Origin of the sequence: Neomesorhizobium albiziae, assembly GCF_900114255.1 — a bacterium.
GTDB lineage: Bacteria > Pseudomonadota > Alphaproteobacteria > Rhizobiales > Rhizobiaceae > Neomesorhizobium > Neomesorhizobium albiziae.
In genome coordinates, this window is record NZ_FOSL01000005.1 from 49,316 (window position 1) to 73,464 (window position 24,149).

Genomic DNA, 24,149 nt, shown 5'->3' on the forward strand with positions numbered 1-24,149 from the left:
GACGCAGGCGGTATGGTCCGTTCGCATTTCATGCCGCGCGACGTTAGAGCGAAATGCGTTCAGGTTGAAATGGGCTTTTCGCTCTATCTGTTCGTTTTAGCCGCATTTGTGCGACGCCAGGTAAATCCACCGGGCTGCAAAATGCTCTAGCCGCAAAAGGTGAATGAATGTTCGACAGGGCGGAGGTTTTGCGCAAGCTCGCCCTGGATGCCGCCCACTATTCGGGATTGGCATCGCTGGCCAAGCCGCTGGTCGGCGGTATCGGCGCCATTTTGATGCTGCACCGGGTCACCGCCCAGCCGGGCGGCCCGCTTGGTTTCAACAGACATCTGAGCATCACGCCGGACTTCCTCGACCAGGTGATCGGCGACATGAAGGGTCGCGGCTATCGCTTTGTTTCGATGGACGAAGCGGTCGACCGTATCCGGGCAGGGACGGGCCATGAACTGTTCGCGACGATCACCGCCGACGACGCCTACCGGGACAATCTGACCGAAGCGCTGCCGGTTTTCGAGAAGCACGGAACGCCGTTCACCATCTATGTCGCACCGGGGCTGATCGACGGCGCCGTCGACCTGTGGTGGAACGTGATCGAAGATATCGTCGGCGCCAGCGACCGGATCGATCTGCCGGCTGCGAAAGGCACTATCACGCTCGATGCTTCGAGCCCCAAGAAGAAGGCCGAGGCGAACCGGCGCCTGGAGAACTATCTAACCGGCGAAATCCCGGAAGAAGAACAGTGCGCGGTGGTTCGGGAACTTGCCCGTCGCGCCGGCGTCGATTTCGACCTGCCGCGCTGCAAAACGCTGATGAACTGGGACGAACTGCGCACTATTGCCGGCCATCCGCTGGCGACGATCGGCGCCCATACAGTGCATCACTACAGCCTGCGCCGGTTGCCGGCGGAGAAGGCGATGCGCGAGATGACGGAAGCCCGGGCCATCCTGGAAGACCGGCTTGGCCGCGCGCCGCTGCACTTGGCCTATCCCTATGGCTATGTTTCAGCCGTCGGCCCTCGAGAAGCCGGCATTGCGGGGGAAGCCGGCTTCGTCTCGGCGGTAACAACGCGTCACGGCCTGCTGCACTCCCAACATGCCGGCCATCTTCATGCGTTGCCGCGCATTTCGCTCAACGGCCGCTACCAGCGCATCCGGTATCTGCGGACTATGCTTTCCGGCATCACCGCGCCGCTCACCAACAGGGGCAAGGTGCTGGTCACCGTCTGAGGTGCCTGGGCTCCACAGTCAGGAGGTGGTCTTCGGCGCCTTCAGCATCCACTTGATGATCGCCATTGCAGGCAGGATCCAGAGCAAGCCGCTGAACAGGAAGAAGGCCAGGTGGACGACAGGCCCGGATTCCGCAAGTTGCGCGACGGCAATGATTGTCGCGACGATGGCGTAGACGATCACCAGGAGAACCAGAAGGATGGTTCCGATGAGCTTCCTCAGGCGAACGGGCATCTTTGTCCTTTGGAGAGCCGCTTGATCGTTGGCGCTCTCATGCTCCGGAATTCATGCAGGCGTCGTAAGGCTTCGCGCATCTTAGCGCAACACCGGCCGCCGGTCGGCCAGCGCGGCGCGACGGCGTGTCGCGCGAGCCTTTCCCTTGCAAGCGCTGCGCCAATGGTTCACCTATCCGGCGGATAAGGAACCTGAACGGCGACATGGCTTCGATCACCAACACATCTGCGTCGGCCACGACCGACCGAGTCCAGAGCAACCGCAGGATGGTCCGGCTATGGCTCTATGCAGTGCTGGTCGTCCTGTTCGCCATCGTCATGGTGGGCGGCGCCACACGCATGACCGGGTCCGGCCTTTCGATCACCGAGTGGAAACCAATCCACGGCGTCATTCCGCCGCTCAACCCTGCGGAATGGCAGGAAGAGTTCGAAAAGTACCAGCAGATTCCGCAGTATGAAAAGCTCAACAAGGGCATGAGCCTCGACGAGTTCAAGGGCATCTTCTGGTGGGAATGGGCGCATCGCATTTTGGCCCGCGGCGTCGGTTTTCTCGTCGCCATTCCGCTGGCTTTCTTCTGGCTGACCGGCCGGCTGGAGCGCCCGCTGAAATGGCGGATGGTCGGACTGCTGGCGCTCGGCGGCCTACAAGGCTTCATCGGCTGGTGGATGGTTGCATCGGGGCTGGTTGAACGCGTTTCGGTCAGCCAGTACCGGCTCGCGACGCATCTGACTCTCGCCTGCATCATCATCACCGCGACGGTCTATATCGCGCGCGGACTGGCGACCCACACGGAAGCGCCCGCCGATCGCGGCGTCCAGCGTTTCGCCGGCATCATGGTGCTACTCATTCTGGTGCAGATCTATCTCGGCGGGCTCGTCGCCGGCCTGCATGCCGGTTTGAGCTACAACACCTGGCCGCTGATGGACGGAGCGATCGTGCCTGGCGACTTGCTGATTATCGACCCGGCCTGGCGCAATTTCTTCGAGAACCCGAAAACGGTGCAGTTCGTGCACCGCATGGTGGCCTACGCTGTGCTCGCCGCTGCCTTCTGGCACGCCTTCGCGACGTCGCGGGCGATGCCGGGCAGCACGCATGCGCGCCGCGCCTGGCTGCTGGCGGTGCTGGTGCTGGGGCAGGCGGCGATCGGCGTCGGCACCTTGCTGATGCAGGCGCACATGCATTGGGCGCTGCTGCACCAGGCCTTCGCCATGGTGGTGCTGATTTTCGCCACCGCCCACTGGCGTGGCACCAAGGGGGCTTATCCCCTGCCAGGCGAGGCGGCGCTCAGAGCCTAATCCTCGAATCGGAATGGGCTCTATCTTTGTTGGAGCATGATCTCTTCCGAAAAGAGGTTTCCACTTTTCTGGATCATGCTCAGAAGTTAGCGCGAACCGCGCGAACAGCGGCGGCGACCGCCAGTTCGCTGGTTTCTTCAACCTCGTTCCGGTCTTCGGCATGCCATGACGCCGACAGGCAACCCCAGGCGATGGCGTGATCGAGGATCGCGGCGGGGCTTTGCCCGAGCACCGTGGCGAAGGTCTCGGCCATGTGGGCGATGCGCTCCGGATCGCGCGTAAGGTCGTGGCGATCCAACGGATTGAACAGAAAGTTCGCGGCGTCGAAGCCGGGGTCGCCGAGAATACCCTTGGGATCGATCGCCAGCCAGCCGCGCTCGCCATGCAGGATGTTGTCGTGGTGCAGGTCGCCATGCAGAACGCGCAATTCGACCGGGTTCGAAAGCAGGCGTTCCGCGATTTCCGCCGCTTCCCTGTACGGGCTCTCCAGCCCGGCGTCGCGATCGGCCCCGGCTTTCTTGAACAGGCTGGCAAAGCGCTCCCGCAACGGCTGCAGATCGGCGGGAGGAGGGACATCGGACGGCGAGAACAACATCGCCATGACTTCGGCTGCGATTTCTGTCGCGCGCCGGTCGCCATTCTCGTTCAGTTCGTCGACAAGCAGCCGGTCGCCGGCATATTCGAGCAGCATGCTTTGCCGCTCGAAACCGAGCAGCCGCACCGCGCCGACGCCATCGCGCCACGACAGATAATGCGCACCGCGCAGTTCGTCGGCGACATCGTCGAATGGCTTGAGCGCCTTGATCACGGCAAGGCTGCCGTCCTCGCGCCGCACCTTCCAGATGCGGCTCGAAAACGTCTCGGCAATCAGGATGGGATCGCTGACGTTCCAGCGATCCGGAAGGGAAGGCAAATCCATGTGAAGCGAATTCGCGTTAGTGTTTGAGCCCCAGCATCAGGTCCATGTTCTGGACCGCAGCACCCGACGCGCCCTTGCCGAGATTGTCGTAGACCGCGATCAGCAGCGCCTGAGCCCTTTTGTCGTTTGCAAAGACGTGCAGCTTCATGCGGTTGGTGCCGTTGTAGACCTCGGGATCGATCTCCGGCGTACGCTCCAGATCGCCGAGCGGCGCGACCTCGACGACGCCGCCGGCAAGGCCGGCGTAGTGATCGGCGATTGCCGCGTGGAGTTCGGCGCCGGTCGGCACATTCTTCAGGCTTCCAAGCTGCAAGGGCACCACCGTAATCATGCCTTGCGCGAAATTGCCGACTGCTGGCTGCATCAGCGGGTCGTGCTCGAGCCTGGCATAAGTGCGCAGTTCGGGCACATGCTTGTGCTTGAGCGTCAGCCCATAGGGCAGGAACTCCGGCGCGTCCTCGCCCTTGGCGACATAGTCCTCGATCATCGGCCGACCGCCACCGGAATAGCCGGAAATGCCGTTGACGGTTATAGGGAAATCGGCGGGCATCAGCCCCGCCGTCACCAGCGGACGCAACACCGCGATCGGCCCCTGCGGCCAGCAGCCCGGATTGGCGAGGCGCTTCGCCTTGGCGATTGCCGCGGTTTGCGCATTGTCCATCTCTGGAAAACCGTATGTCCAGCCGTCGGCCACGCGATGTGCCGTCGAGGCGTCGATGACGCGGGTGGTGTCGTTGGCGATCAGCGCCACGCTTTCGCGCGCGGCATCGTCGGGCAGGCAGAGGATCGCGACATCGGCCGCGTTCAGATATTCGGCCCTTGCCGCGGCTTCCTTGCGCCGTTCGGTTGGAATGGAGATAATTTCGAGGTCATCGCGGCCGGAAAGCAGCGCCCTGATCTGCAGGCCAGTGGTGCCGTGTTCGCCGTCGATGAAGATTTTCGGTTTCATGGTCGCATTCCGATCGAGAATTCAAAGGGATAGGCCCGTTTCCGGATTCAATCCCGCAAGCTATTGAATCAATCCGCCAGCGCCGCGCTGCGCGCCTTCTGCTCGGCCAGAAGGCCGAGAAAATGCATCGCGACGGTGGCGCCGGCAATCGCCGTTATATCGGCATGATCATAGGCCGGCGCAACCTCGACGACGTCGGCGCCGACAATGTCGACATGGCCGAGCTGGCGCAGCACCGAAAGGATTTTCGCCGGCGTCGGGCCGCCCGAAACCGGGGTGCCGGTGCCTGGCGCGAACGCCGGGTCAAGGCAGTCGATATCGAAGGTCAGGTAGGTTTTCTTGCCGCCCGTGCGCTCGGCGATCGCATAGGCGATGTCTGCCGGCCGCATGTCCTCGACCTCATAACCGTAGATGATCCTGATGCCGAAATCATCAGGCGCATGGGTGCGGATGCCAATCTGGATGGAGCGATCGGGATCGATGATGCCATCACGCACCGCGCGCGCCACGAAGGACCCGTGGTCAATGCGCTTGTTGTCGTCCAGCCACGTGTCCTGGTGTGCGTCAAAATGGACAAGAGCCAGCGGCCCGTGCACCGCCGCATGCGCCTTCAACAGCGGCCAGGTGACGAAATGGTCGCCGCCGAGCGACAAGAGAAATGCGCCCGATTTGAGGATCTTGGCCGCTTCGCGCTCAATGGTTGCCGGCGTCTTCTGGTGGTTGCCGTAGTCGAGCAGGCAGTCGCCGTAGTCGATGACGCTCATCGCCTCGAACAGGTCGCGGTTGAACGGATACTGCGGATCGTTGTCGAAGATCGCCGATGCGCGCCGGATCGCCTGCGGGCCGAAGCGCGCGCCTGGGCGGTTGGAGACTGCAGCATCGAACGGGATTCCCCACACCACGGCATCGGCGCCCTTCACGTCCTTGCTGAACTTGCGGCGCATGAAAGAGAGCGCGCCGGCATAGGTCGGGTCACTGGCGGCACCCGTCGTCTTGCGTGCGGTGAAGGCGTTGTCGATCGAAGTCGATGGCATTTGGTGTCCCCTCTGTCATCTTCGGAACGGCTCTTATTGGACATTCTTTTCCGAAATGCGACCCCTTTCGTCACGTTTGTCCGGGTCCGGCTGTCATCGCCTCGTCACGTTGATTCATTGCGCTGTCATCCATCGTGTTTAGGGCGTCATGCGTCTGACAGCCTCCGATGGAGCGATTGGATGCGGATGATTCGTTTGGGCGCGATCCTTGCGGCGGTTGCCCTCTGGCTTGCGGCGCCGGCCTTTGCAGAAACCACGCGCGCCAGCCAGATTCTCGAACGGTTCGAGCACGCCAACCAGTGGCGCGACCACGTGATGATCGTCGCGCATCGCGGTGGCTGGATGGAAAAAGGCATGATCGTGCACCCCGAGAACTCTTTCGAGGGAATTGCCAGCGCCATTGAACTCGGTGTCGAGATGGTGGAGATCGATGTCCGCAGATCGAAGGACGGTGAGTATGTTGTCATGCACGACAGCTGGCTCGACCGCACCACCGATTGCAGGGGTGAGGTGGTGCAGCGCACCGTCGCCGAACTGAAACAATGCCGGCTGGCGGTCGAGGGAAATGGCCGAGTGACGGACGAGCGCGTGCCGACGCTGCGCGAGATGCTTGCCTTCACCAGGGGTAAGGTGCTGGTCAACATCGACAACAAGCTTGAGATCGAGGACCTTACCGGGATGGTGGCGGTGGCTCGCGACCTTGGCATGGCCGAGGAGGTGGTGATCAAGCAGAACCTCTGGAGCGCTGAAAAGATCGCCGAAATGAAGCGTACGGTCGCGGCCATCGGCGAGGGCGTGAAATTCATGCCGATCATCGCCGACGATGCGGTGAAGGACGTGCGTTTCCTGGAAACCGCCAGCCGAGCCTTCTCGGCGGATGCCGTCGAAATGATCAACTGGCACCAGGCGGGCGAAGCGATGACCGATACAGGCGGTGCACTCTTCACGACCCGGGCCCGGGCGGTGGCTGCGCGGGGCGACTGGCACCTCTGGGTCAACACCTATTCGATCGTCAACAAAGCTGGCGGTTATCTGTCGGGTGGACGCGGCGACAAGCTAGCGGTGCTTGCCGACGCTCCGGGCGAGGCGTTCGGCTTTTGGGTCGACCGTGGCGTCACCGTCATCCAGACCGACGAGCCGAAGGCTGCGATCGACTGGCTGACCGCCAACGGCTATCGCATCCCTTACGACCTCACCAACTGATGGCGCCGGCTAGAGTATGATCCCGAAAAGTGGGGACCGGTTTTCGGAAAAGATCATGCTCCAACAAAGAGATAGGGTTACACCTCGGTCAGCTGCTTGACGGGCTCGCGGCGGCGCGGCTCGGTCGGGCCGAACTCGATATCGCCGGCTGGCATTCCGCCGGGTTTCGGGAACAGAGTTCCCAGCTCCCGCGGCTCGCGCAGTCTGCTGTATCGGTGCTCGGTTTCGCGGCTGACCGCGATGTCGCCGAGCTGACCGTCGCCGAAGCCGTCGAGACCGGGCGCACGAAACCGCCTCGCATGTCCGCCTCCCACCGCCGTTTTCCAGAAACGCGGGTTCAACAGCGTTTTTGCTACCTTCTTGAACGCTGCTCTCATCCTTTCCTCCCACACGGCTCGCTCCTGATAGGGAAGTTGGGGTCTGAGAAGCGGATTCACAAAGCGAATTATCGCCATCTGCCATAAAGAATGCTTATGTATGCGCATGAAGCTGCCGCCTATTGCTGCCATCCGCGCCTTCGAAGCCGCCGCACGCCATCAGAGTTTTACCAAGGCCGCCGACGAACTCGGCATGACGCAGGCCGCGGTGAGCTACCAGATAAGGCTGCTCGAGGAGCGGATCGGTACACCGCTGTTCACCCGCGAGCCGCGGCAGGTGACGCTGACCGAGACCGGGCGCAGATTGTCGCCCAAAGTCACCGAAGCGCTTGACCTGCTTGGCTCGGCTTTTGCGGAGGTCGCCGAGAAGGCCACCCTCGAGCTTGCCATTTCGGTGCTGCCGACGGTCGCTTCGGCATGGCTGGTTCCGCGCCTCTCGTCGTTTCAGGCCGCCAATCCAAACATCAAGATCAGGCTGCATACGTCGAACGAGATGGTCGATTTCATCAGGGATGATATCGATCTGGTGGTGCGAAGCGGCGGCGGCAACTGGCCGGGCAACGATGTCTTCCTGCTGTTTCCGATGGTCTACGCACCGGTCTGCACACCGGAATTCCGCGACCGTCACCGGCTGGCCAACCCCGCCGACCTGTTGACGGTCCGCCGCTTCGGTTCCGCCAACTGGTGGCGGCGCTGGCTGACGGAGGCCGGCGTCAAAAATCTCGACGACGGCAACGACGTGGGGCTGATGCTGGGCGTCCAGGCGATGGACGTGGCGGTGACGCTGCTGGGGCAGGGTGTCGCCATGGTGGTCACCACATTCTTCGCGGAAGAATTGAAGAGCGGGCGGCTGGTGCAGCCTTTCAGCCATGTCGTCGAGGATGGCCGCGGCTATTTCCTGGTTTATCCCGAAGCGCGCCGCCGGTCGCGGAAGGTCCAGCTTTTCCGCGACTGGATCATCGCCGAAGCGGCCGCGACCCGCTCAGCGCCGGCGGTCCCAGCGCAGTGACGCCAGCCGCGGATCATCGAACGCGGTTCGATCGAAACCGATGCGCCTTTCCGGGAATTCGCACAGCGCGTGCACGCCCGAAGCGCTGAGGCGGATCCGCCACGTCTGGCGGTCGACCGGCCTTGGCTTGGCGAAGGCACGGCAGGAAAGCAGGGCGATATTGGCTTGCCGCTGTGGGTCGCGCACCGATCGATAGCGGATGGCTTCGATCCCGGCTTCGCGGGCGACGTCGGCAAGCTGCTGGCAAGCTTCGTAATCGGTGGGGTCTGTCCATTTCGCGTCGTCGCGGTCGAGCGGCGGCAAGGTAAGATCGATCGCCCTTTCGGCGCGAACGGATGCGGAAAACGCCGTATATTCGGCGGCGTCGCGCGGCCATGGCGTTTCCGGCGACTCGGCAAAGAACAGCAGCCGGTAGAAGGCCATCTCAGCGACCGCCGTCGTCACGTGTTCGGCGGCGTAATAGACGCCCCGCGTCCGGCCGGCCCGGCGGAACCGTGAACCATACGGGTAAGGCGACCCGTAGCGGAACGGCGTCGCCAGCAGGTAGTCGAGATGCCGGCATTCGACGGGAATGGCGGGCTTGGTTTCCTCTATCAGGTCTTCCAGCACCGCCTGCTCATCCAGGCTGTCGACCAGCTTCAGCGTCGAGACGCGGTGCTGTGCCTCGACCATGCGCCAGCATTTGCCGTCGAGACGGACGGTCTCAGACGAGAGCGCGGCGGGCGTCCAGGTAGGCAATGACATCGACGAGCCCGACGATCGTGAGGATTTTCTCGAGCGGCTTGCCGTCGAGCGCGGTGTTGAAACTCTTCAGCCAGGCACGGGAGACGGTTTCGTCGCCACCGGTAATGGCGTCGAGCGAACGAAACAGCCGTACAAACAGCACCGCGAGTTCGAACGGCTTGGTGCCCTGTTCCAGAGCGAATTCCTGCTTGCGCATCCGCGATACGGTGGCTTCGGAAACGCCGATCACCGCCGCGAAGGTGCGGGCAGTGACGTCGAGCTGGTCGGCGGCGCGCAAGGCTGCCTTGGTGATGACGGCGTCTGCCTGGGATGTTGGCTGCGGAATCGGCTTCAGCATCGAGATTTCCTTTCTGTGGGAAATATAGTGCAAAAAGTTTCCCAGGGAAAGGGTTCGTCGCGCTCTCAGTCCGGTCGGTAGAGCAACCAGTTCTTGCTCGGCTTCGCCGGGGCGGCGTATTTGGTCACCTGATTGCGCCCGCCCACCTTGGAACGGTACATCGCGCGATCAGCCTTTGCATAGAGATCGTCCGGACCGTCTGCGTCCGCCGCCATGCAGATGCCCATCGAGATGGAGATCGGTCCATAACTTTCGCCGGTCTGGACGTTGCCGAACGGCGTCTGGTGGATCGCGTTGCGGATGCGGTCGGCCAGTTCGAAAATGGCTTCCTCACCGGCCCCTTCGATGATGAGTGCGAATTCCTCCCCGCCGGTGCGCGCCACGAAAGCGCTTTCGCTGACATTCTCGCGCAGGATCTCGGCGATGATTTGCAGGATTCTGTCGCCGACGGGATGGCCGTAGCGGTCGTTGATTTCCTTGAAGCGGTCGATATCGGCCAGGATCAGCGCGTTGAACAGAATGCGGGTGTTGTTGTTGTAGATACCGGCCATACGCGTGTCGAAGGCGCGGCGATTCCATATGTGCGTCAGCGGATCGGTGTCGGCGAGTTTCTTGTATTCCTCAAGCTTCGTCTTCACCGTTTCGAGCTCGGCGGTCTTGTCGCCCAGCGAGGCCGTCGCCTGGTTGCCGTGGTCGATGGTCGACTTGGTGGCGACCGCCATCACGCCGATGATCTTTTGCAGCAGGTCCTTGTTGACGGTGCGATTGGCAAGGCCATCCGATGTTTCGCCGAGAATCTTGCCGTATTTTTCCAGATGGATGCGTTCGTTGCGCATGATCGCTGCGATCTCTTCGAGCTCACGTGCGATGATTTCGCGCGCGTTCTCGACGATGCCGTGGCCATGGTGCTGGGCAAAATACTTGCGTCCGATCTTGTCGAGATCCTCTTGCTTGGGCCGATTGCCGAGCGACACGAGCTCGAGGCTCAACGCATGGTTTGCCCCGGTCAGCGCCTCGTAGAAGATCTCATAGTTACGGGGCAATCCGAGCACGCCCGTTTGCCGCATGGTCATCGCGATCGTTGTCGCAATGTCGGTGACCCGTTCTTCCACTGTACTGGCAGCTTGCATTCCGTCCGCTCGACCCCCGAGCCCGCGATCTTCCTACTGCCGACTGTCGTCATGGACGGAAAATGCGGGCCACCCCTCGGGCATTCTGCAGCGGCGGCGCCGTGCCTGAATGCGATTTCAGTACGCAATATAAAGCGATGCCGCTAAAGTTTTCTTAAAAACCAAAAAATCCAAAAGGAGTGCACTCAGAACAGTATCCATGGATTTTATATTGATGAATGAAGAAGTTTTTCATCTATGCAACGCTTCTGGTTTTCCCTCGGTACGCCGGGCGCGCGACACGTCGCAATTATCTGATCCTCGGTTGAAAATTTCGCCATTCATGTCGACACGCTACTGTGCGAAGGGAGTTGACCGGACGATGGGGGAAAGATGACGGATATCCATACGGGTTCGTGCCTTTGCGGCGCGGTGCGTTTCAAGACCGGCGGCGCGTTGCGCGGCGTGATCTACTGCCATTGCTCGCAGTGCCGTAAGCAGTCAGGGCACTATTACGCCGCGACGAATGTCGCCGATATCGATCTCGACGTGACCGGCGGAGAAAACCTGACCTGGTACAGCGCCAGCGATGTCGCCCGCCGCGGCTTCTGCAAGATCTGCGGCTCGGCTCTTTTCTGGAAACACAACGAACTCGCCGAGATATCGGTCATGGCCGGCGCGTTCGACCAGCCTTCCGTGCTTAAAGGCGAAGTGCATATTTTTGTCGGCGACAAGGGCGACTATTACGAGATCGACGATGATCTGCCCCGGCACGCCGGCTCGACGCCGTCGATAAAGGTCGCCGGCAGTTGAACCGACCAAACTGCATGCATCGGCCGTGCCGACGATTCCCGGCTGTTCCACGGACTATCCTCTGCGCTACATGATCGCGTTTGGGAAATCGCAAGGGGATTCGGCTGAATGGAGCGGCTGATAAAGGCATTCCAGAACTCGATGCGCGCGGCGCGCTACCTGATGCGCCACGAGGCTGCATTCCAGCAGGAGCTTTTCCTTCTGGTGCTGGCGCTGCCGCTCGGCTGGTTCGTTGCGACCACCTGGCGCGGCTATGCGCTACTGATCGGGTCGGTGCTGTTTTTGCTCGTGGTGGAGGTGTTGAACACCGCCATCGAGGCCGCCTGCGACGCAGTCTCGCGTGAATTCAACATCGACATCAAGCTCGCCAAGGATTGCGGCTCGCTTGCCGTGCTGATCTCAGTAGTGATTGCCGCCGGCGTCTGGGGCATCGCCATCGTCGAACGTCTCACCGGGCTTACGATCTGACGCTCCCCTTCCTATATGTCGGTTACCAAAGGAGACCGACATGGCCGGCATTGAAACCGAACTGGGACTTGAGCGCCGCGCCGGTCTGCCTGACGACCTGCGTTATCTCGTTGAAAAATATCCGCGCGAGGCGTGGCAGGGCCACGCCAATATCGGCGGCATGGCCTCGATGTGGCTGCAGCGCCATGACATGCTTCGCGAGCTTGGCGGCCTTTTGAGCGGCGCTATCTCCGATTACCGCGAGGGCAGGGCGACCGCACCCGAGTTCGCTCGGTTCTTCGCGCCCAGGCTGCAATTCTTCCTCGGTCAGCTCGACGGTCACCACAATGTCGAGGATCAGCACTACTTTCCGATTTTCGCGGCTGCCGAGAAAAAGCTGAAGCGCGGTTTCGACATTCTCGATGCCGACCATCATCTCATCCACGAAGCGCTCGACCGCAATGCCGACACGGCAAACGGATTTCTGCGCGCCTTGCAGGAAGACACCGACAAGCAGCGCTTCGCGGCCGATGCCTATGCCGACGAGAACACCCGGCTGGTCGCCATGCTCACCCGCCACCTTGCCGACGAGGAAGACCTGATCATTCCGCTGATCCTCGATCGCGGCGATCAGGGGCTGGGCGTCGGCTAACCGTCCTCTTTGCCGTTGCCGTTCCGGAAGAAGTGATGCGCCGCGTACCAGGCGAGCGCGGTAACCGTCAGTCCGCCGACCAATGCGAGGATCAGGCGCTGATGCTCGGCCAGCGTTTCGCCAAGCAGCTTTTCCGCGCCCATGCCGCCGAGATAGCCGATCGATCCGAACAGGGTGACCCAGATCAGTGCCGAGAGTGCGTTGAGGAGAAGGAAACGGCTGACCGGAATGCCCGACAGTCCGGCTGTGATGCCGCCGATGACGCGCATGCCGTAAGCGTAGCGGTTGAAGAACACGAATGTGTTGGGATGGGTGGTGATGAAGCGGTGCGCATGGCTGAAGCCCGGCTTTTCGCGCATGCGCAACACGAAGGAATTCCCGGAATACCGGCGGCCGAGGAAGAACAGCGCGGCATCTCCGAGATAGGCGCCGGCGAAAGCCGCCGAAAAGACCTGCCACGGAATGAAGACGCGCTGATGCGCAAAGAAGCCGCCGAGGATGGCTGCACTTTCGCCCTCGGCAATGCAGCCTAGAAAGACGGCAAGCAACCCGTATTTCGCAATCAGGACATGGATCGTGTCGGCCATTCAGGCCGGCTCCGCCCCGCCAGGCCGCCGGTCGAGCCGGCGTACGGCCTGGGTTAGTTCCGCGAGCTGGTCGCGTATCCCCAGCATCTCCTGGTGCCGCAGTTCGTCGAGCTTTTCGTGCAACGCCATGATTTCGATCTCCGCCTTCAGATTGACCTCGTAGTCGTGCGCCGCGTCGAGGCGGTCGCGTTCGGCCTGCCGGTTCTGTGACATCATGATCACCGGCGCCTGTAAGGCGGCCAGCATCGACAGGATGAGGTTGAGGAAAATGTAGGGATAGGGATCGAAAGCATGGCTCAAGAGCAGAACGGAGTTCAGAGAGGTCCATGCGGCGAGGAAAACGAGGAACCCGATGATGAAGTTCCAGGACCCGCCGACCCGCGCCACCGCGTCGGCGACCCGCTCGCCCAGACTGGATGTGTCCAAGTGCTTCTTGTTCGTGTCGCGCGCCACCGGCCTGCGTTCGATGGCGCTTTGGAGGACCCGTCGTTCTGCGTCGCTCAGTGTTTCGCTGTTGCGGGAAAGCCAGCGGTGAGCCAGGTCGGCCACGGTCTTGTTCATCTCGCCTTTCCTCCATTACACCCCGGTTGCACGTCATGGCCGAACTATATGAAGATGGTACGGCAAGCCATCGGGACTTTTTCGCCTGGGCTGTTCTAAGGGGAGGGTGAACCGATGTCCGATTTCGCGAAAATCCGCGCCCGCGCGGCGAAACGCAAAGGTGGCGACGACGTCCTGCGGTCGCTGCTCGGGCCGCTGCCCGATAATGCCTCCGTCGCCGATGTCACCGACGACCGCATCCTTTCAACCATGGCGGGCCGGGTTTTCTCGGCCGGTTTCGTGTGGAGCGTCATCGAGAACAAATGGCCGGGCTTCGAGGAAGCGTTTCTCGGGTTCGAACCGAAGCGCCTGCTCTTCCAGCCGGACGATTTCTGGTACGAGCTGGCATCCGACAAGCGCATCGTGCGCAACCCGCAGAAGATCAAGTCGGTCAGGGAGAATGCCGCCTTCGTGGAGCGCGTCTCGAATGAGCATGGCGGGTTCGGCAAATTTCTCGCCAACTGGCCGAAAGATGACCAGATCGGCCTGACCGCTTACCTTAGCAAGCATGGCAGCCGGCTCGGCGGCAACACGGGCCAGTATTTCCTGCGCTGGATCGGCTGGGACTGTTTCATCGTGTCGCGCGACTTCGTCGCAGCACTGCGTGACAGCGGCCTCGATGTCGCCGAAACGCCGACTTCGAAGAAGGACCTTGCCCGTATCCAGGAACAGATGAACGCCTGGGCCGAAAAAACCGGACTGCCTTACCGGCATCTTTCGCGCATTCTCTCGATGTCGATCGGCGAGAACCATCCGCCTGAAGTGCTGCGGGAGTATATGGGGGATTAAGCCTGATCCCGAACGTGGCACAAGCGAACGGCATTGCCGCTCGAATGGTGTCGCGCTAAACCGCTGCCATGACCAAACGCCCCGATGTCCTTCGTATCGCCGTCGCCCAACTGAACCCGACTGTCGGCGACATCGCCGGCAATCTGGCCAAAGCTCGGGAGGCGAGGGCGGACGCCGCGCGGCAGGGCGCCGACCTGGTGCTCTACACCGAGCTGTTCATTTCCGGTTACCCACCGGAAGACCTAGTGCTGAAGCCGGCCTTCCTCGCCGCCTGCGAGCGCGCGGTGAAGGAGTTTGCCGCCGATACCGCCGATGGCGGTCCGGGCGTCGTCGTCGGCACGCCGCTGAAACGCAAGACGGGCACCCACAATTCGGTCGTTGTCGCCGACGGCGGCAAGATCATCGCCGAACGCTACAAGGTCGATCTGCCGAATTACGGCGAGTTCGATGAAAAACGCGTCTTCGACGAGGGCTCGATCCAGGGGCCGTACAATTTCCGAGGCGTGAAGATAGGCATCCCGATCTGCGAGGAGATCTGGAACGACCTCGGCATTTGCGAGACGCTGGCCGAAAACGGGGCGGAGATCCTGCTGGTGCCGAACGGTTCGCCCTACTATCGCGGCAAGGTCGATGTGCGCCATCAGGTGGTGTTGCGCCAGGTCATCGAGGCTGGACTGCCGATCCTGTTCGCCAACCAGCTTGGCGGCCAGGATGAACTGGTCTTCGACGGCGCCAGCTTCGCCATCAACGCCGACAAGTCGCTGGCATGTCAGATGAGTCAGTTCGAAGAGGCAGTCGCTGTTACCACCTGGAAACGCCGCGACGCCGCAGGCGCGCAAAACGAAGAAAAGTCCGACGGCTGGGCCTGTACCGGCGGGCCGATGTCGAAAATCCCAGAGCGCGACGAGGCCGATTACCGCGCCTGCATGCTGGGCTTGCGCGATTATGTGAACAAGAACGGCTTCAAGAACGTCGTTCTCGGCCTTTCCGGCGGCATCGATTCGGCGATCTGTGCGGCGCTTGCCGTTGACGCTCTCGGTGAGGAGCGGCTGCGCACGGTGATGATGCCCTACCGCTACACCTCGAAGGACTCGCTAAAAGATGCCGAGGATTGCGCCCGCGCGCTCGGCTGTCGCTATGACATCGTGCCGATCGCCGAGCCGGTCGAGGGCTTTTCGCACGCGCTGACGCAGCTTTTCGAGGGCACCAAGGAAGGCATCACCGAGGAAAACCTGCAGAGCCGTGCGCGCGGCACTATTCTGATGGCAATCTCCAACAAGTTCGGCTCGATGGTCGTCACCACCGGCAACAAGAGCGAGATGTCGGTCGGCTACGCGACGCTTTACGGCGACATGAACGGCGGCTTCAACCCGATCAAGGACCTCTACAAGATGCAGGTCTATGCGCTGTCGGCGTGGCGCAACACCACGGTGCCACCCGGTGCGCTGGGGCCTTCGGGCGAGGTGATCCCGAAAAACATCATCGACAAGGCGCCGTCGGCGGAATTGCGCGAAAACCAGACCGACCAGGACTCGCTGCCGCCCTATCCGGTGCTGGACGACATTCTGGAATGCCTGGTCGAGAACGAGATGGGTGTCGACGAGATCGTTGCGCGCGGCCATCCGCGCGAGACTGTGACGCGCGTCGAACACCTTCTCTACATTGCCGAATACAAGCGCCGGCAGGCAGCGCCGGGAGTGAAAATCACCAAGAAGAACTTCGGCCGCGACCGCCGCTATCCCATCACCAACCGCTTCAGGGATCGCGGCTAACGGGGGCCGGATTGCGGGCTAGGGCCGATGCGGCCTTGCGTCCGGCGGGAGCAACCAAACTCCGCAGCCAGACGGAGACTGTGGCCCATGTTTGGGGCCGCGCGCGATGCGCAGCTATTTGCGCAGCCAGCGCGTCGAGATCGCGGATGCGTGTGACATGCTCGGCGCAGCCGCAGCCTTCGCCGAGCCCGATCTTCTCGTAATAGAAACGTTCGAAACTGTCGTGTCGCACCTTGGCCATCGTACATGCCTTCGCGCTGTCAACCGCACCAACATAACACGATTCGACTGACTTGGCGCGGTCGGCGCGACAATAGCCAACCCGAAGGTTGCAAATGCAGCAGGCACAATCGGATATGCGACCTAGCCCATTGATCTTGCCCGGTCCGTGGCACTGATTGCCTCTCACTTCTAGGAAGACCGATGAACAATCTCGAAATCAGCTTCGACCGGTCGCGGATCGATTTCCGGGCGACCTCCGACATGATCAAGGCCAGCTACTGGGGCGAGGGCCGTAGCGATGAAAGTCATCGCCGGGCCTTCGACAATTCGCTGTGCGTTGGCGCCTATCTCGACGGCAAGCAGGTCGGTTTCGGTCGCGTCATCACGGATTATGCGCATTTCGCCTATATCGCCGATGTCATCATCTGGCCGGAGCACCAAGGCGCCGGCATCGGCAAAAAGCTGATACAGGCGCTGCTCGATCACCCCGAACTCGCATCCGTCAGCGGCTGGAGCCTGCGCACCACCGACGCGCATGCGCTCTACGAACGGTTCGGCTTCGTGACCTCCAATGACGGCATATACATGCGCCTCGTGCGCCCGCCGCGTCCTCGGTCGGAATAATAATCTTTTAGGCGGCTTGGCCTTGGTGCGAACCAACCCGCGTTGGCATCCCTGCCTGCTTGATTAGGATTGCTGAATTGTTGCAGAGCTGCCGCACCGGCTATGCCAACGGCGAATTCGTGCAGCAAAGGGGTTGGCGAAGCGTGTTGCCTCTTTTATAAGCGCCTCTCCGCAATTTCTTGCGGGAGGTACAAATGGCAGTATTCAACAGTGTTGTTACACGAGGCCGCGAGGCCTAGGTCTTCAGCTTCGCTCTGCGAGGAGCGATCAGCTGCAGAACTGGCGTTCGCTGGCCGCGATCACCGCCTGAATTGACAGGCTTGATCGCCGAATCTGTTCGTACTCCGCATTCGAGCGACATTTTTCCGTCCTCACCGCGGCGTTTCTTTTCCATCTTTTGTGAGGCCGGGCGTTTTTTGCGCCCGAAATGACACCATGGCTCGTTTTCGTATCGACCTGCGCGGCGGGGCTTTCCGCAGCGTTTTCAAATTCACCGCCGTGCACTGGCGGCGCCAGCCCGGCCGGCTTGTCATCATCATGGGCGCCGTACTGGTGTCGACGCTCGCCGACGTTTTGACGCCGCTCTATTCCGGCCGGCTGGTTGACGCCGTCGCTCGCGGCGCGGCTTCCGACGAAGTTGCCTGGAATGCGGCAATCGCAGCGTTTTCCACACTAATAGCGCTGGCAGGCAGCGCCATCGTCATGCGTCACATCGCCTTCTCGGGGATCATCGACCTGACGCTGAAGATGATGTCGGACATCGCCGGTGACGCCTTCCATCGTGTCCAGCGCTTCTCCACCGACTGGCATGCCAACAGCTTCGCTGGTTCGACCGTGCGTAAGGTGACGCGCGGCATGTGGGCGCTCGACCTCCTGAACGACACGATCCTGGTGGCGCTGTTTCCGTCGCTGGTCATGCTGATAGGCTCGACGCTGCTGCTCGGCTGGTACTGGCCGATGATGGGCCTCATCATCGCCGTCGGCTCCATCATCTACGTGGCGTTGACCGTGTCGCTGTCGCTCGGCTATGTCGCGCCGGCGGCGAGCCTCGCCAACAGCTGGGACACGCGGCTGGGCGGTGCGCTGGCCGATGCGGTCTCCTGCAACGCGGTGGTCAAGGGTTTTGGCGCCGAGGAGCGCGAAGACGCCCGCCTGGCGAAGGTCACAGCCAAGTGGCGGCATCGCACGCAGCGGACCTGGGCGAGAGGCACCATCAACGGCACCACGCAAGGCGTGACGCTGCTCGCGTTAAGGGCGGCGGTGATCGGCTTTGCGCTGCTTTTGTGGTCGCGTGGCCAGGCGAGCGCCGGCGACATCACCTTCGTTCTGACTTCGTTCTTCGTGCTGCAGGGCTATCTGCGCGACGTCGGCATGCATGTCCGCAACGTGCAGCGCTCCGTCAACGACATGGAGGAACTGGTCGACATTCAGGGTCAGCCTCTGGGCATCGCGGACCGGCCGGGCGCCAGGCCGATTCGCATCGGCGCCGGCCGCATCGAGTTCGACAACGTGACGTTCCACTACGGCCAGCACCGGTTGCCGCTCTATCGCGACTTCTCGGTGACGATCGAAGCGGGCGAGCGGGTAGGCCTGGTCGGCCACTCGGGTTCGGGCAAGACGACCTTCGTCAAGCTGATCCAGCGACTTTACGACCTGACGTCGGGCCAGATCCTGATCGACGGCCAGGACATCGCGAAGGTCAGCCAGGCGTCGCTGCGCCAGCAGATCGCTATCGTGCAGCAGGAGCCGATCCTGTTCCACCGTTCGCTCGCCGAGAACATCGCCTACGCGCGGCCCGGAGCCAGCCAGGCGGAGATCGAGGAAGCGGCCAAGCTCGCCAGCGCCCATGATTTCATCATGCGGCTGCCCAAGGGCTATGGAACGCTGGTCGGCGAACGCGGCGTGAAACTGTCGGGCGGCGAGCGCCAGCGTGTGGCGATTGCCCGGGCCTTCCTCGCCGATGCACCGATCCTGATCCTCGACGAGGCGACGTCCAGCCTCGATTCGGAATCGGAGGTGCTGATCCAGCAGGCGATGGAGCGCCTGATGGTGGGCCGCACGACGCTGGTCATCGCGCACCGGCTGTCGACGGTTCGTGCGCTCGACCGGCTGCTGGTATTCGACAATGGCAGGATCACCGAGGAGGGCGATCACGACCAGCTGATCCGGCTCGACGGCGGCATCTATCGCCGGCTGTTCGAACGGCAGGCGCTGGAACTGACCAAAGGCCTTCTGTGACTTGAAAAGGCCGCGCCTCGGGCGCGGCCTTTTTCTTGGGGATGACCGGATGCCTTGCCAAGGCCCACCGCATCGGTTACGCCCCCGGCCATGACCGTAACCGTCCGTTTTGCCCCGTCGCCGACCGGCCATATCCACATCGGCAATGCGCGTACCGCGCTGTTCAACTGGCTGTTTGCGCTGAAGAACAAGGGCCGTTTCATCCAGCGTTTCGACGACACCGACATTGGCCGCTCGAAACAGGAATATGCCGACGGCATTCTCTACGACCTGCATTGGCTGGGTATTTTCCCCGATGCGGTGGATTACCAGTCGCGGCGCTTCGACACCTATGATGCCGCGGTCGAGCGGCTGAAGGCTTCCGGCCGGCTTTATCCCTGCTACGAGACAGCGGAAGAGCTGGAACTCAAGCGCAAGGTGCAGCTGTCACGCCGTTTGCCGCCGGTCTATGGCCGCGAGGCGCTGAAGCTTACCGAAGCCGAGAAGGCTGATCTTGAAGGAGAGGGCCGCCAGCCGCACTGGCGTTTCCTGCTGCCGAACTTCCGCACAGATCCGTTTGAGACCGAACGCACAGAAATCCACTGGAACGATGTCGTGCGCGGCGAGGAAACGGTCGATCTTGGATCGCTGTCGGATCCAGTGCTGGTGCGCGCCGACGGCACCTATCTCTACACGCTCCCCTCCGTTGCCGATGACATCGACATGGGGGTCAGCCACGTCATCCGCGGCGACGACCACGTCACCAACACCGGCGTCCAGATCGCGCTTTTCCAGGCCCTTGGCGCCGAGCCGCCGGCCTTCGGCCATCACAATCTGCTCACCACGACGTCGGGTGAAGGGCTGTCCAAGCGCACCGGCGCCCTGTCGATATCCGGCCTGCGCGAAAGCGGCATCGAGCCGATGGCGATCGCCTCGCTCGCAGTGCTGATCGGCACCTCCGAGAATGTCTCGGCAGTACGCACGATGGAAGAGCTTGCCGAAAATTTCGACCCCGCCTCGACCTCCAAGTCCGCCTCCAAATTCGATCCCGCCGAACTCGGCGTCCTGAACCGCGTGCTGTTGCATGCAATGCCCTTCGAGGAGGCGCAGACACGCCTGCTGGCCTTTGGCGTCGATGGCGAGCGCGCCGAGCCTTTCTGGCTGGCGGTGCGGGGCAATCTCGACACGCTGGCAGACGCGCAGAAGTGGTGGCGGATCGTCAACGAAAGCCCTGAGCAGGGCGAGCAGCTTTCAGATGAGGATCGCGACTTCGTCGGCGAAGCCTTCGACCTGCTGCCCGAAGAACCATGGGATGGCTCGACCTGGAAGACATGGACCGGTCAGGTCCGGGAAAAGACCGGTCGCAAGGGCAAGGCGCTGTTCATGCCGCTGCGCCTGGCGCTCACTGGGCTCCACTCCGGGCCGGAGCTCGCAGATCTATTGCCCCTTCTTGGTCGGGAAGGAACACTGGCCCGACGACCCTGACCTTGCGTTCACCGGGCGGCGGCAAGGTGGTGACTTCAGCCGGTGCGGGCGGCTCCGCCGCCGGGCTGGCCGGCGCCTCGCCGAACGTGGTTATGCTGCCCTCGGTGGGCGGAGCGGCAACGGTTGCGGACTCGGGGTCGACGGTCCGCCATTCGTCGGCCGGTGGCGTTCCCGCGATGATCGAGAAGTTTTTGTCCGGGTTGCAGCCGCATTGGGTCGGGCGCACAGTGCCGGCCCGCCGGTAGAGAAATGCCGTCGGCAGATCCGCATAAGGTGCGCCGGTCGCAGTCGACAGCATGGTTTCCGCGCTCTCCTCGGCGGCATCCTGGTAGTAGATCTGGGCCTCGGTGCCAGGGCACATGGCCTCGCAATTCTGCTGGTCCCGGTCGAAGTCTCGCATCGAGGAGGATGGCGAGATCGGGAAATAGTAGCCGTCGCAGGTGCGCACGCACAATGTGCGGTACTGTCCGCCCGATGACTGCCACTCGTCGCTCGGCACGCGACGCAGATTATCCGGCATCTCCGCCTCGAGTTCCTCGAGAGGCCTGACGCCACCATTGAAGAGCCGGTCGAAGAGGGTCATGCCGCGGCCGGTTTCCTCAAGCGAGCGCCGGGCCTCTCGCTGTTGTGCCGGCATGTCGCGACAGCCGTTGGCGTCGAGCGAAGCCAGCAGGCGGTTGCGCTGTCGTTTCATCCCGCCGGCGCCGGCGAGCTGCGTGCGCTTACTTTGCAAGGCCGAAAGATTCCTCTCCATGCGGTCAATGGTGCGGTTCAGCCTCGCGCACTCACCGCCGCCACCACCGCCGAAGAGTGAAAACCCGCAGCCTGACGCACGCGCGCGTCCGCGCGCCTGGCGCAACTGGTCGCGCTGGGTCGCGACGGCCTTGTCGTATTTCCTGTATTGCGCTCCGCCGCCACCGCCCGGCGAAAGCGCTGCAAGCTGGGCTTCAAGCTGTCGGCAGAGCCGCGCGTCGGCAAGTGCTGCGCCGGTGTGAAGGACGAGACAGGCGGCAATCGCCGCGATTGTCGCGACAAGCCGTTTCAGCCCTTGCATCCGCGCAGCCATGCAACCTCCCGAGCCGGGCGCCGGCACCTGAAGTCTAGACCCTACCAGCCGCCGGGTTAATCCCGGCTTGAACGGCATGGTTACCGGCTGTCTGCCGCATTTATGTCAGGCGGGGTTCTGCGCCTGCTGCGCGGCTTCCACCACCGCCAGCGCCGTCATGTTGACAACGCCCCGCGAGGTGACCGATGGGGTCAGGATATGCGCCGGCTTGGCCGCGCCGAGCAGGATCGGCCCGACATGCAGCGCGTCCATCATCTGTTTGACTGTGGTCAAAGCGATGTTGGCCGAATCGAGGTTCGGGAACACCAGGAGATTGGCTTCGCCCTTCAGCGTCGAGTGCGGGTTGACACGGTGGCGGAGCTGCTCCGAAAGCGCTGAATCACCGTGCATCTCGCCATCGGCCTGAAGTTTGGGCGCGATGCGCTGCAGAATCGCTGCTGCTTCGCGCATTTTCAATGCACTGGCCGAATCGCGCGAGCCGAAATTCGAGTGCGAAAGCAACGCCGCCTTCGGTTCGATGCCGAAGCGGCTGATCTCCTCGGCGGCAAGCACGGTCATCTCGGCGATTTCCTCCGCCGAGGGGTCGACCGATACATAGGTGTCGGTGAAGAAAACCACGCCACGCTGCGTGATCAGCATCGACAGCGCCGACAGGTCGCGGTCGGTGACGCCGGCGCGCGGGCCGATGATCAACTGCACATTGCGCAAATGCCGCTCGAACCGGCCTTCCAGCCCGCAGATCATCGCGTCGGCGTCGCCACGTTTCAGCGCCAGCGCGGCGATCACAGTGGTATTGGTGCGCACCATGGTGCGCGCTGCTTCCGGCGTGACGCCGCGGCGCCCGCCAAGCTCGATCAGCAGGTCGACATAGCCGCGATAGCGCGGATCGTCTTCCGGATTGATCAGTTCGAAGTCGATGCCCGGCCTGATCTTCAGGCCATAGCGGCGCAGCCGGACGTCGACGACATGCGGGCGGCCGATCAGGATCGGCAGCGCGGTGCCTTCCTCAAGCACCACTTGCGCGGCGCGCAACACCCGCTCGTCCTCGCCGTCGGCATAGATCACGCGCTTGGCGTTGGCGCTCTTGGCCGCCGAAAACACCGGCTTCATCACCAGGCCGGAGCGGAATACGAAGCGGCTCAACCGGTCGAGATAGGCCGGCCAGTCCTCGATCGGTCGCTTGGCGACACCGCTTTCGCAGGCGGCTTTGGCAACGGCCGGCGCAATGCGCAGGATCAGCCTTGGATCGAAAGGCGAGGGGATGAGGAAATCCGGACCGAAGGTCGGCGTCTCGCCGGAATAGGCGCGCGCCGCGATGTCGGAAGGCTCTTCGCGCGCCAACGCCGCGATGGCGCGCACCGCTGCCATCTTCATTTCCTCGTTGATGGCGGTTGCGCCGCAATCCAGCGCGCCGCGGAAAATGTAGGGGAAGCACAGAACATTGTTGACCTGGTTCGGAAAATCCGAACGCCCGGTGCAGATCATCGCGTCGGGCCGCGCCGTCCGCGCCAGTTCCGGCATGATCTCCGGCGTCGGATTGGCGAGCGCCAGGATCAGCGGCTTTTCAGCCATGCCGGCCAGGAGTTCGGGTTTCAACACGCCCGCGGCCGACAATCCCAGGAAAACATCTGCGCCGCCGATCACGTCCGCCAGCGTGCGTGCGTTGGTCTCCTTGACGTAAGGGTCCTTCCAGCGGTCCATCTCTTCCAGGCGGCCCTTGAAGGCGACGCCGTGGCGGTCGGTGACCCAGATATTCTCGTGTTTGGCGCCAAGCGATACCAGCAGATTGAGGCAGGCAAGCGCTGCCGCCCCGGCGCCTGAGGTGACGATCTTGATGTCCTCGATTTTCTTGCCGGCGAATTCGAGCCCGTTCAGCACCGCCGCTGCGACGATGATGGCGGTTCCGTGCTGGTCGTCATGGAACACAGGAATGGCCATGCGCGCCTTCAGCTGTTCCTCGACCTCGAAACATTCCGGCGCCTTGATGTCTTCGAGGTTGATGCCGCCGAAGGTGGGTTCGAGCGCCGCCACCGTCTGCACCATCCGGTCGATCTCAGGCGCGTCGATCTCGATGTCGAAGACGTCGATGCCGGCGAACTTCTTGAACAGGACGGCCTTGCCTTCCATCACCGGCTTGGAGGCGAGAGGGCCGATATTGCCGAGACCGAGCACCGCCGAGCCGTTTGAAATGACGGCGACGAGGTTGCCGCGCGCCGTGTAGTCGGCGGCCGTCGCCGGATCGTCCTTGATCGCAAGGCAGGGAGCAGCAACGCCCGGCGAATAGGCGAGCGCCAGGTCGCGCTGGTTACCGAGGGGCTTCGTCGCCTGGATTTCAAGCTTTCCGGGCGTCGGGTGCTTGTGGAAGAAGAGCGCTGCCTCGTCCAAGTCCGAGAGCTCGGCCTTCTTGTTCTCGATGTTCATCCAGCGAGCTCCTCTGCG

At 62.5% G+C, this 24,149-nt stretch carries 25 protein-coding genes; 12 read left to right on the plus strand and 13 right to left on the minus strand.

The genetic code is table 11. The features are described 5' to 3' along the window. Positions 1–167: 167 nt before the first annotated feature. A complete protein-coding gene (locus tag F3H98_RS10445; RefSeq protein ID WP_149760085.1) occupies positions 168–1,226 on the plus strand; it encodes a polysaccharide deacetylase family protein in 1,059 nt (352 codons plus the stop codon). Between the two features lie 18 nt (positions 1,227–1,244). On the opposite strand, the gene F3H98_RS10450 is transcribed toward F3H98_RS10445, so the two are convergent. Continuing rightward, on the minus strand, positions 1,245–1,460 hold the full coding sequence (locus tag F3H98_RS10450) for a DUF2842 domain-containing protein (RefSeq protein ID WP_149760086.1): 216 nt from the start codon (positions 1,458–1,460) through the stop codon (positions 1,245–1,247). Between the two features lie 203 nt (positions 1,461–1,663). Here F3H98_RS10450 and F3H98_RS10455 point away from each other — a divergent pair, with 203 nt between their 5' ends. Next, on the plus strand, positions 1,664–2,755 hold the full coding sequence (locus F3H98_RS10455; RefSeq protein ID WP_149760087.1) for a COX15/CtaA family protein: 1,092 nt from the start codon (positions 1,664–1,666) through the stop codon (positions 2,753–2,755). 79 nt (positions 2,756–2,834) lie between these two features. Here the strand turns inward: F3H98_RS10455 and F3H98_RS10460 are convergent, their stop codons facing one another. From F3H98_RS10460 to speB, 3 genes are all read right to left on the minus strand, one after another. Then, complete coding sequence (locus F3H98_RS10460; protein ID WP_149760088.1) at positions 2,835–3,674, minus strand: aminoglycoside phosphotransferase family protein; 840 nt, start codon at positions 3,672–3,674, stop codon at positions 2,835–2,837. A 16-nt stretch (positions 3,675–3,690) separates the two neighbouring features. Further along, the gene (gene argC, locus F3H98_RS10465) at positions 3,691–4,623 is read right to left on the minus strand and encodes an N-acetyl-gamma-glutamyl-phosphate reductase (RefSeq protein WP_149760089.1); all 933 of its coding nucleotides are present in this window, start codon (positions 4,621–4,623) and stop codon (positions 3,691–3,693) included. Between the two features lie 68 nt (positions 4,624–4,691). Beyond that, entirely contained in the window at positions 4,692–5,657 is a 966-nt protein-coding gene (gene speB / locus F3H98_RS10470) for an agmatinase (RefSeq protein ID WP_149760090.1), read from the minus strand. 180 nt (positions 5,658–5,837) lie between these two features. Between speB and F3H98_RS10475 the strand changes: the two genes are divergently transcribed. Further along, positions 5,838–6,860, plus strand: a complete 1,023-nt coding sequence (locus F3H98_RS10475; RefSeq protein ID WP_149760091.1) for a glycerophosphodiester phosphodiesterase family protein — start codon at positions 5,838–5,840, stop codon at positions 6,858–6,860. Positions 6,861–6,937: 77 nt separating this feature from the next. On the opposite strand, the gene F3H98_RS10480 is transcribed toward F3H98_RS10475, so the two are convergent. After that, positions 6,938–7,237, minus strand: a complete 300-nt coding sequence (locus tag F3H98_RS10480) for a hypothetical protein (protein WP_149760092.1) — start codon at positions 7,235–7,237, stop codon at positions 6,938–6,940. Between the two features lie 100 nt (positions 7,238–7,337). Here F3H98_RS10480 and gcvA point away from each other — a divergent pair, with 100 nt between their 5' ends. After that, positions 7,338–8,246, plus strand: coding sequence for a transcriptional regulator GcvA (gene gcvA, locus F3H98_RS10485; protein WP_149760093.1), 909 nt, complete (start codon positions 7,338–7,340; stop codon positions 8,244–8,246). Here gcvA and F3H98_RS10490 read toward each other — a convergent pair. The 3 genes from F3H98_RS10490 to F3H98_RS10500 all read right to left on the minus strand — a co-directional run bounded on the left by F3H98_RS10490 (position 8,220) and on the right by F3H98_RS10500 (position 10,457). Continuing rightward, the gene (locus F3H98_RS10490) at positions 8,220–8,990 is read right to left on the minus strand and encodes an RES family NAD+ phosphorylase (protein ID WP_149760094.1); all 771 of its coding nucleotides are present in this window, start codon (positions 8,988–8,990) and stop codon (positions 8,220–8,222) included. The two genes, gcvA and F3H98_RS10490, sit on opposite strands and share 27 nt — an antisense overlap. Beyond that, positions 8,950–9,327: an MbcA/ParS/Xre antitoxin family protein gene (locus tag F3H98_RS10495; protein WP_149760095.1), complete on the minus strand. Its 378-nt coding sequence runs from the start codon at positions 9,325–9,327 to the stop codon at positions 8,950–8,952. The genes F3H98_RS10490 and F3H98_RS10495 overlap by 41 nt, the downstream gene beginning before the upstream one ends. Before the next feature lie 65 nt (positions 9,328–9,392). Continuing rightward, positions 9,393–10,457, minus strand: a complete 1,065-nt coding sequence (locus F3H98_RS10500) for a GGDEF domain-containing protein (RefSeq protein ID WP_149760096.1) — start codon at positions 10,455–10,457, stop codon at positions 9,393–9,395. Between the two features lie 372 nt (positions 10,458–10,829). Between F3H98_RS10500 and F3H98_RS10505 the strand changes: the two genes are divergently transcribed. The 3 genes from F3H98_RS10505 to F3H98_RS10515 all read left to right on the plus strand — a co-directional run bounded on the left by F3H98_RS10505 (position 10,830) and on the right by F3H98_RS10515 (position 12,348). Further along, positions 10,830–11,249, plus strand: coding sequence for a GFA family protein (locus F3H98_RS10505; protein WP_149760097.1), 420 nt, complete (start codon positions 10,830–10,832; stop codon positions 11,247–11,249). A gap of 108 nt (positions 11,250–11,357) precedes the next feature. After that, positions 11,358–11,717 carry a diacylglycerol kinase gene (locus F3H98_RS10510; RefSeq protein ID WP_149760098.1) on the plus strand — a complete coding sequence of 120 codons (360 nt, stop codon included), beginning with the start codon at positions 11,358–11,360 and terminating at the stop codon, positions 11,715–11,717. Between the two features lie 40 nt (positions 11,718–11,757). After that, a complete protein-coding gene (locus F3H98_RS10515; RefSeq protein WP_149760099.1) occupies positions 11,758–12,348 on the plus strand; it encodes a hemerythrin domain-containing protein in 591 nt (196 codons plus the stop codon). On the opposite strand, the gene F3H98_RS10520 is transcribed toward F3H98_RS10515, so the two are convergent. Both F3H98_RS10520 and F3H98_RS10525 read right to left on the minus strand, forming a co-directional pair. Next, positions 12,345–12,935, minus strand: a complete 591-nt coding sequence (locus tag F3H98_RS10520; protein WP_149760100.1) for a DedA family protein — start codon at positions 12,933–12,935, stop codon at positions 12,345–12,347. The genes F3H98_RS10515 and F3H98_RS10520 overlap by 4 nt on opposite strands. Next, the gene (locus F3H98_RS10525) at positions 12,936–13,496 is read right to left on the minus strand and encodes a DUF1003 domain-containing protein (protein WP_149760101.1); all 561 of its coding nucleotides are present in this window, start codon (positions 13,494–13,496) and stop codon (positions 12,936–12,938) included. Positions 13,497–13,610: 114 nt separating this feature from the next. On the opposite strand from F3H98_RS10525, the gene F3H98_RS10530 reads away from it, so the two are divergent. Continuing rightward, positions 13,611–14,324 carry a DNA-3-methyladenine glycosylase I gene (locus F3H98_RS10530; RefSeq protein ID WP_149760102.1) on the plus strand — a complete coding sequence of 238 codons (714 nt, stop codon included), beginning with the start codon at positions 13,611–13,613 and terminating at the stop codon, positions 14,322–14,324. A gap of 68 nt (positions 14,325–14,392) precedes the next feature. Further along, positions 14,393–16,096 (plus strand): NAD+ synthase, encoded by a 1,704-nt coding sequence (locus tag F3H98_RS10535; RefSeq protein ID WP_149760103.1) that lies wholly within the window; start codon positions 14,393–14,395, stop codon positions 16,094–16,096. Here the strand turns inward: F3H98_RS10535 and F3H98_RS10540 are convergent. Continuing rightward, positions 16,080–16,337 (minus strand): hypothetical protein, encoded by a 258-nt coding sequence (locus tag F3H98_RS10540; RefSeq protein WP_149760104.1) that lies wholly within the window; start codon positions 16,335–16,337, stop codon positions 16,080–16,082. The two genes, F3H98_RS10535 and F3H98_RS10540, sit on opposite strands and share 17 nt — an antisense overlap. Before the next feature lie 182 nt (positions 16,338–16,519). Between F3H98_RS10540 and F3H98_RS10545 the strand changes: the two genes are divergently transcribed. The 3 genes from F3H98_RS10545 to gltX all read left to right on the plus strand — a co-directional run bounded on the left by F3H98_RS10545 (position 16,520) and on the right by gltX (position 20,644). After that, the gene (locus F3H98_RS10545) at positions 16,520–16,942 is read left to right on the plus strand and encodes a GNAT family N-acetyltransferase (protein ID WP_149760105.1); all 423 of its coding nucleotides are present in this window, start codon (positions 16,520–16,522) and stop codon (positions 16,940–16,942) included. A 435-nt stretch (positions 16,943–17,377) separates the two neighbouring features. After that, positions 17,378–19,180, plus strand: a complete 1,803-nt coding sequence (locus F3H98_RS10550) for an ABC transporter ATP-binding protein (RefSeq protein ID WP_149760106.1) — start codon at positions 17,378–17,380, stop codon at positions 19,178–19,180. Positions 19,181–19,270: 90 nt separating this feature from the next. Then, positions 19,271–20,644 carry a glutamate--tRNA ligase gene (gene gltX, locus F3H98_RS10555; protein WP_149760107.1) on the plus strand — a complete coding sequence of 458 codons (1,374 nt, stop codon included), beginning with the start codon at positions 19,271–19,273 and terminating at the stop codon, positions 20,642–20,644. On the opposite strand, the gene F3H98_RS10560 is transcribed toward gltX, so the two are convergent. Both F3H98_RS10560 and F3H98_RS10565 read right to left on the minus strand, forming a co-directional pair. Then, positions 20,562–21,710, minus strand: a complete 1,149-nt coding sequence (locus F3H98_RS10560; protein ID WP_149760108.1) for a DUF2865 domain-containing protein — start codon at positions 21,708–21,710, stop codon at positions 20,562–20,564. The two genes, gltX and F3H98_RS10560, sit on opposite strands and share 83 nt — an antisense overlap. A gap of 105 nt (positions 21,711–21,815) precedes the next feature. Beyond that, positions 21,816–24,131, minus strand: a complete 2,316-nt coding sequence (locus F3H98_RS10565) for an NADP-dependent malic enzyme (protein ID WP_149760109.1) — start codon at positions 24,129–24,131, stop codon at positions 21,816–21,818. Positions 24,132–24,149 lie beyond the last annotated feature (18 nt).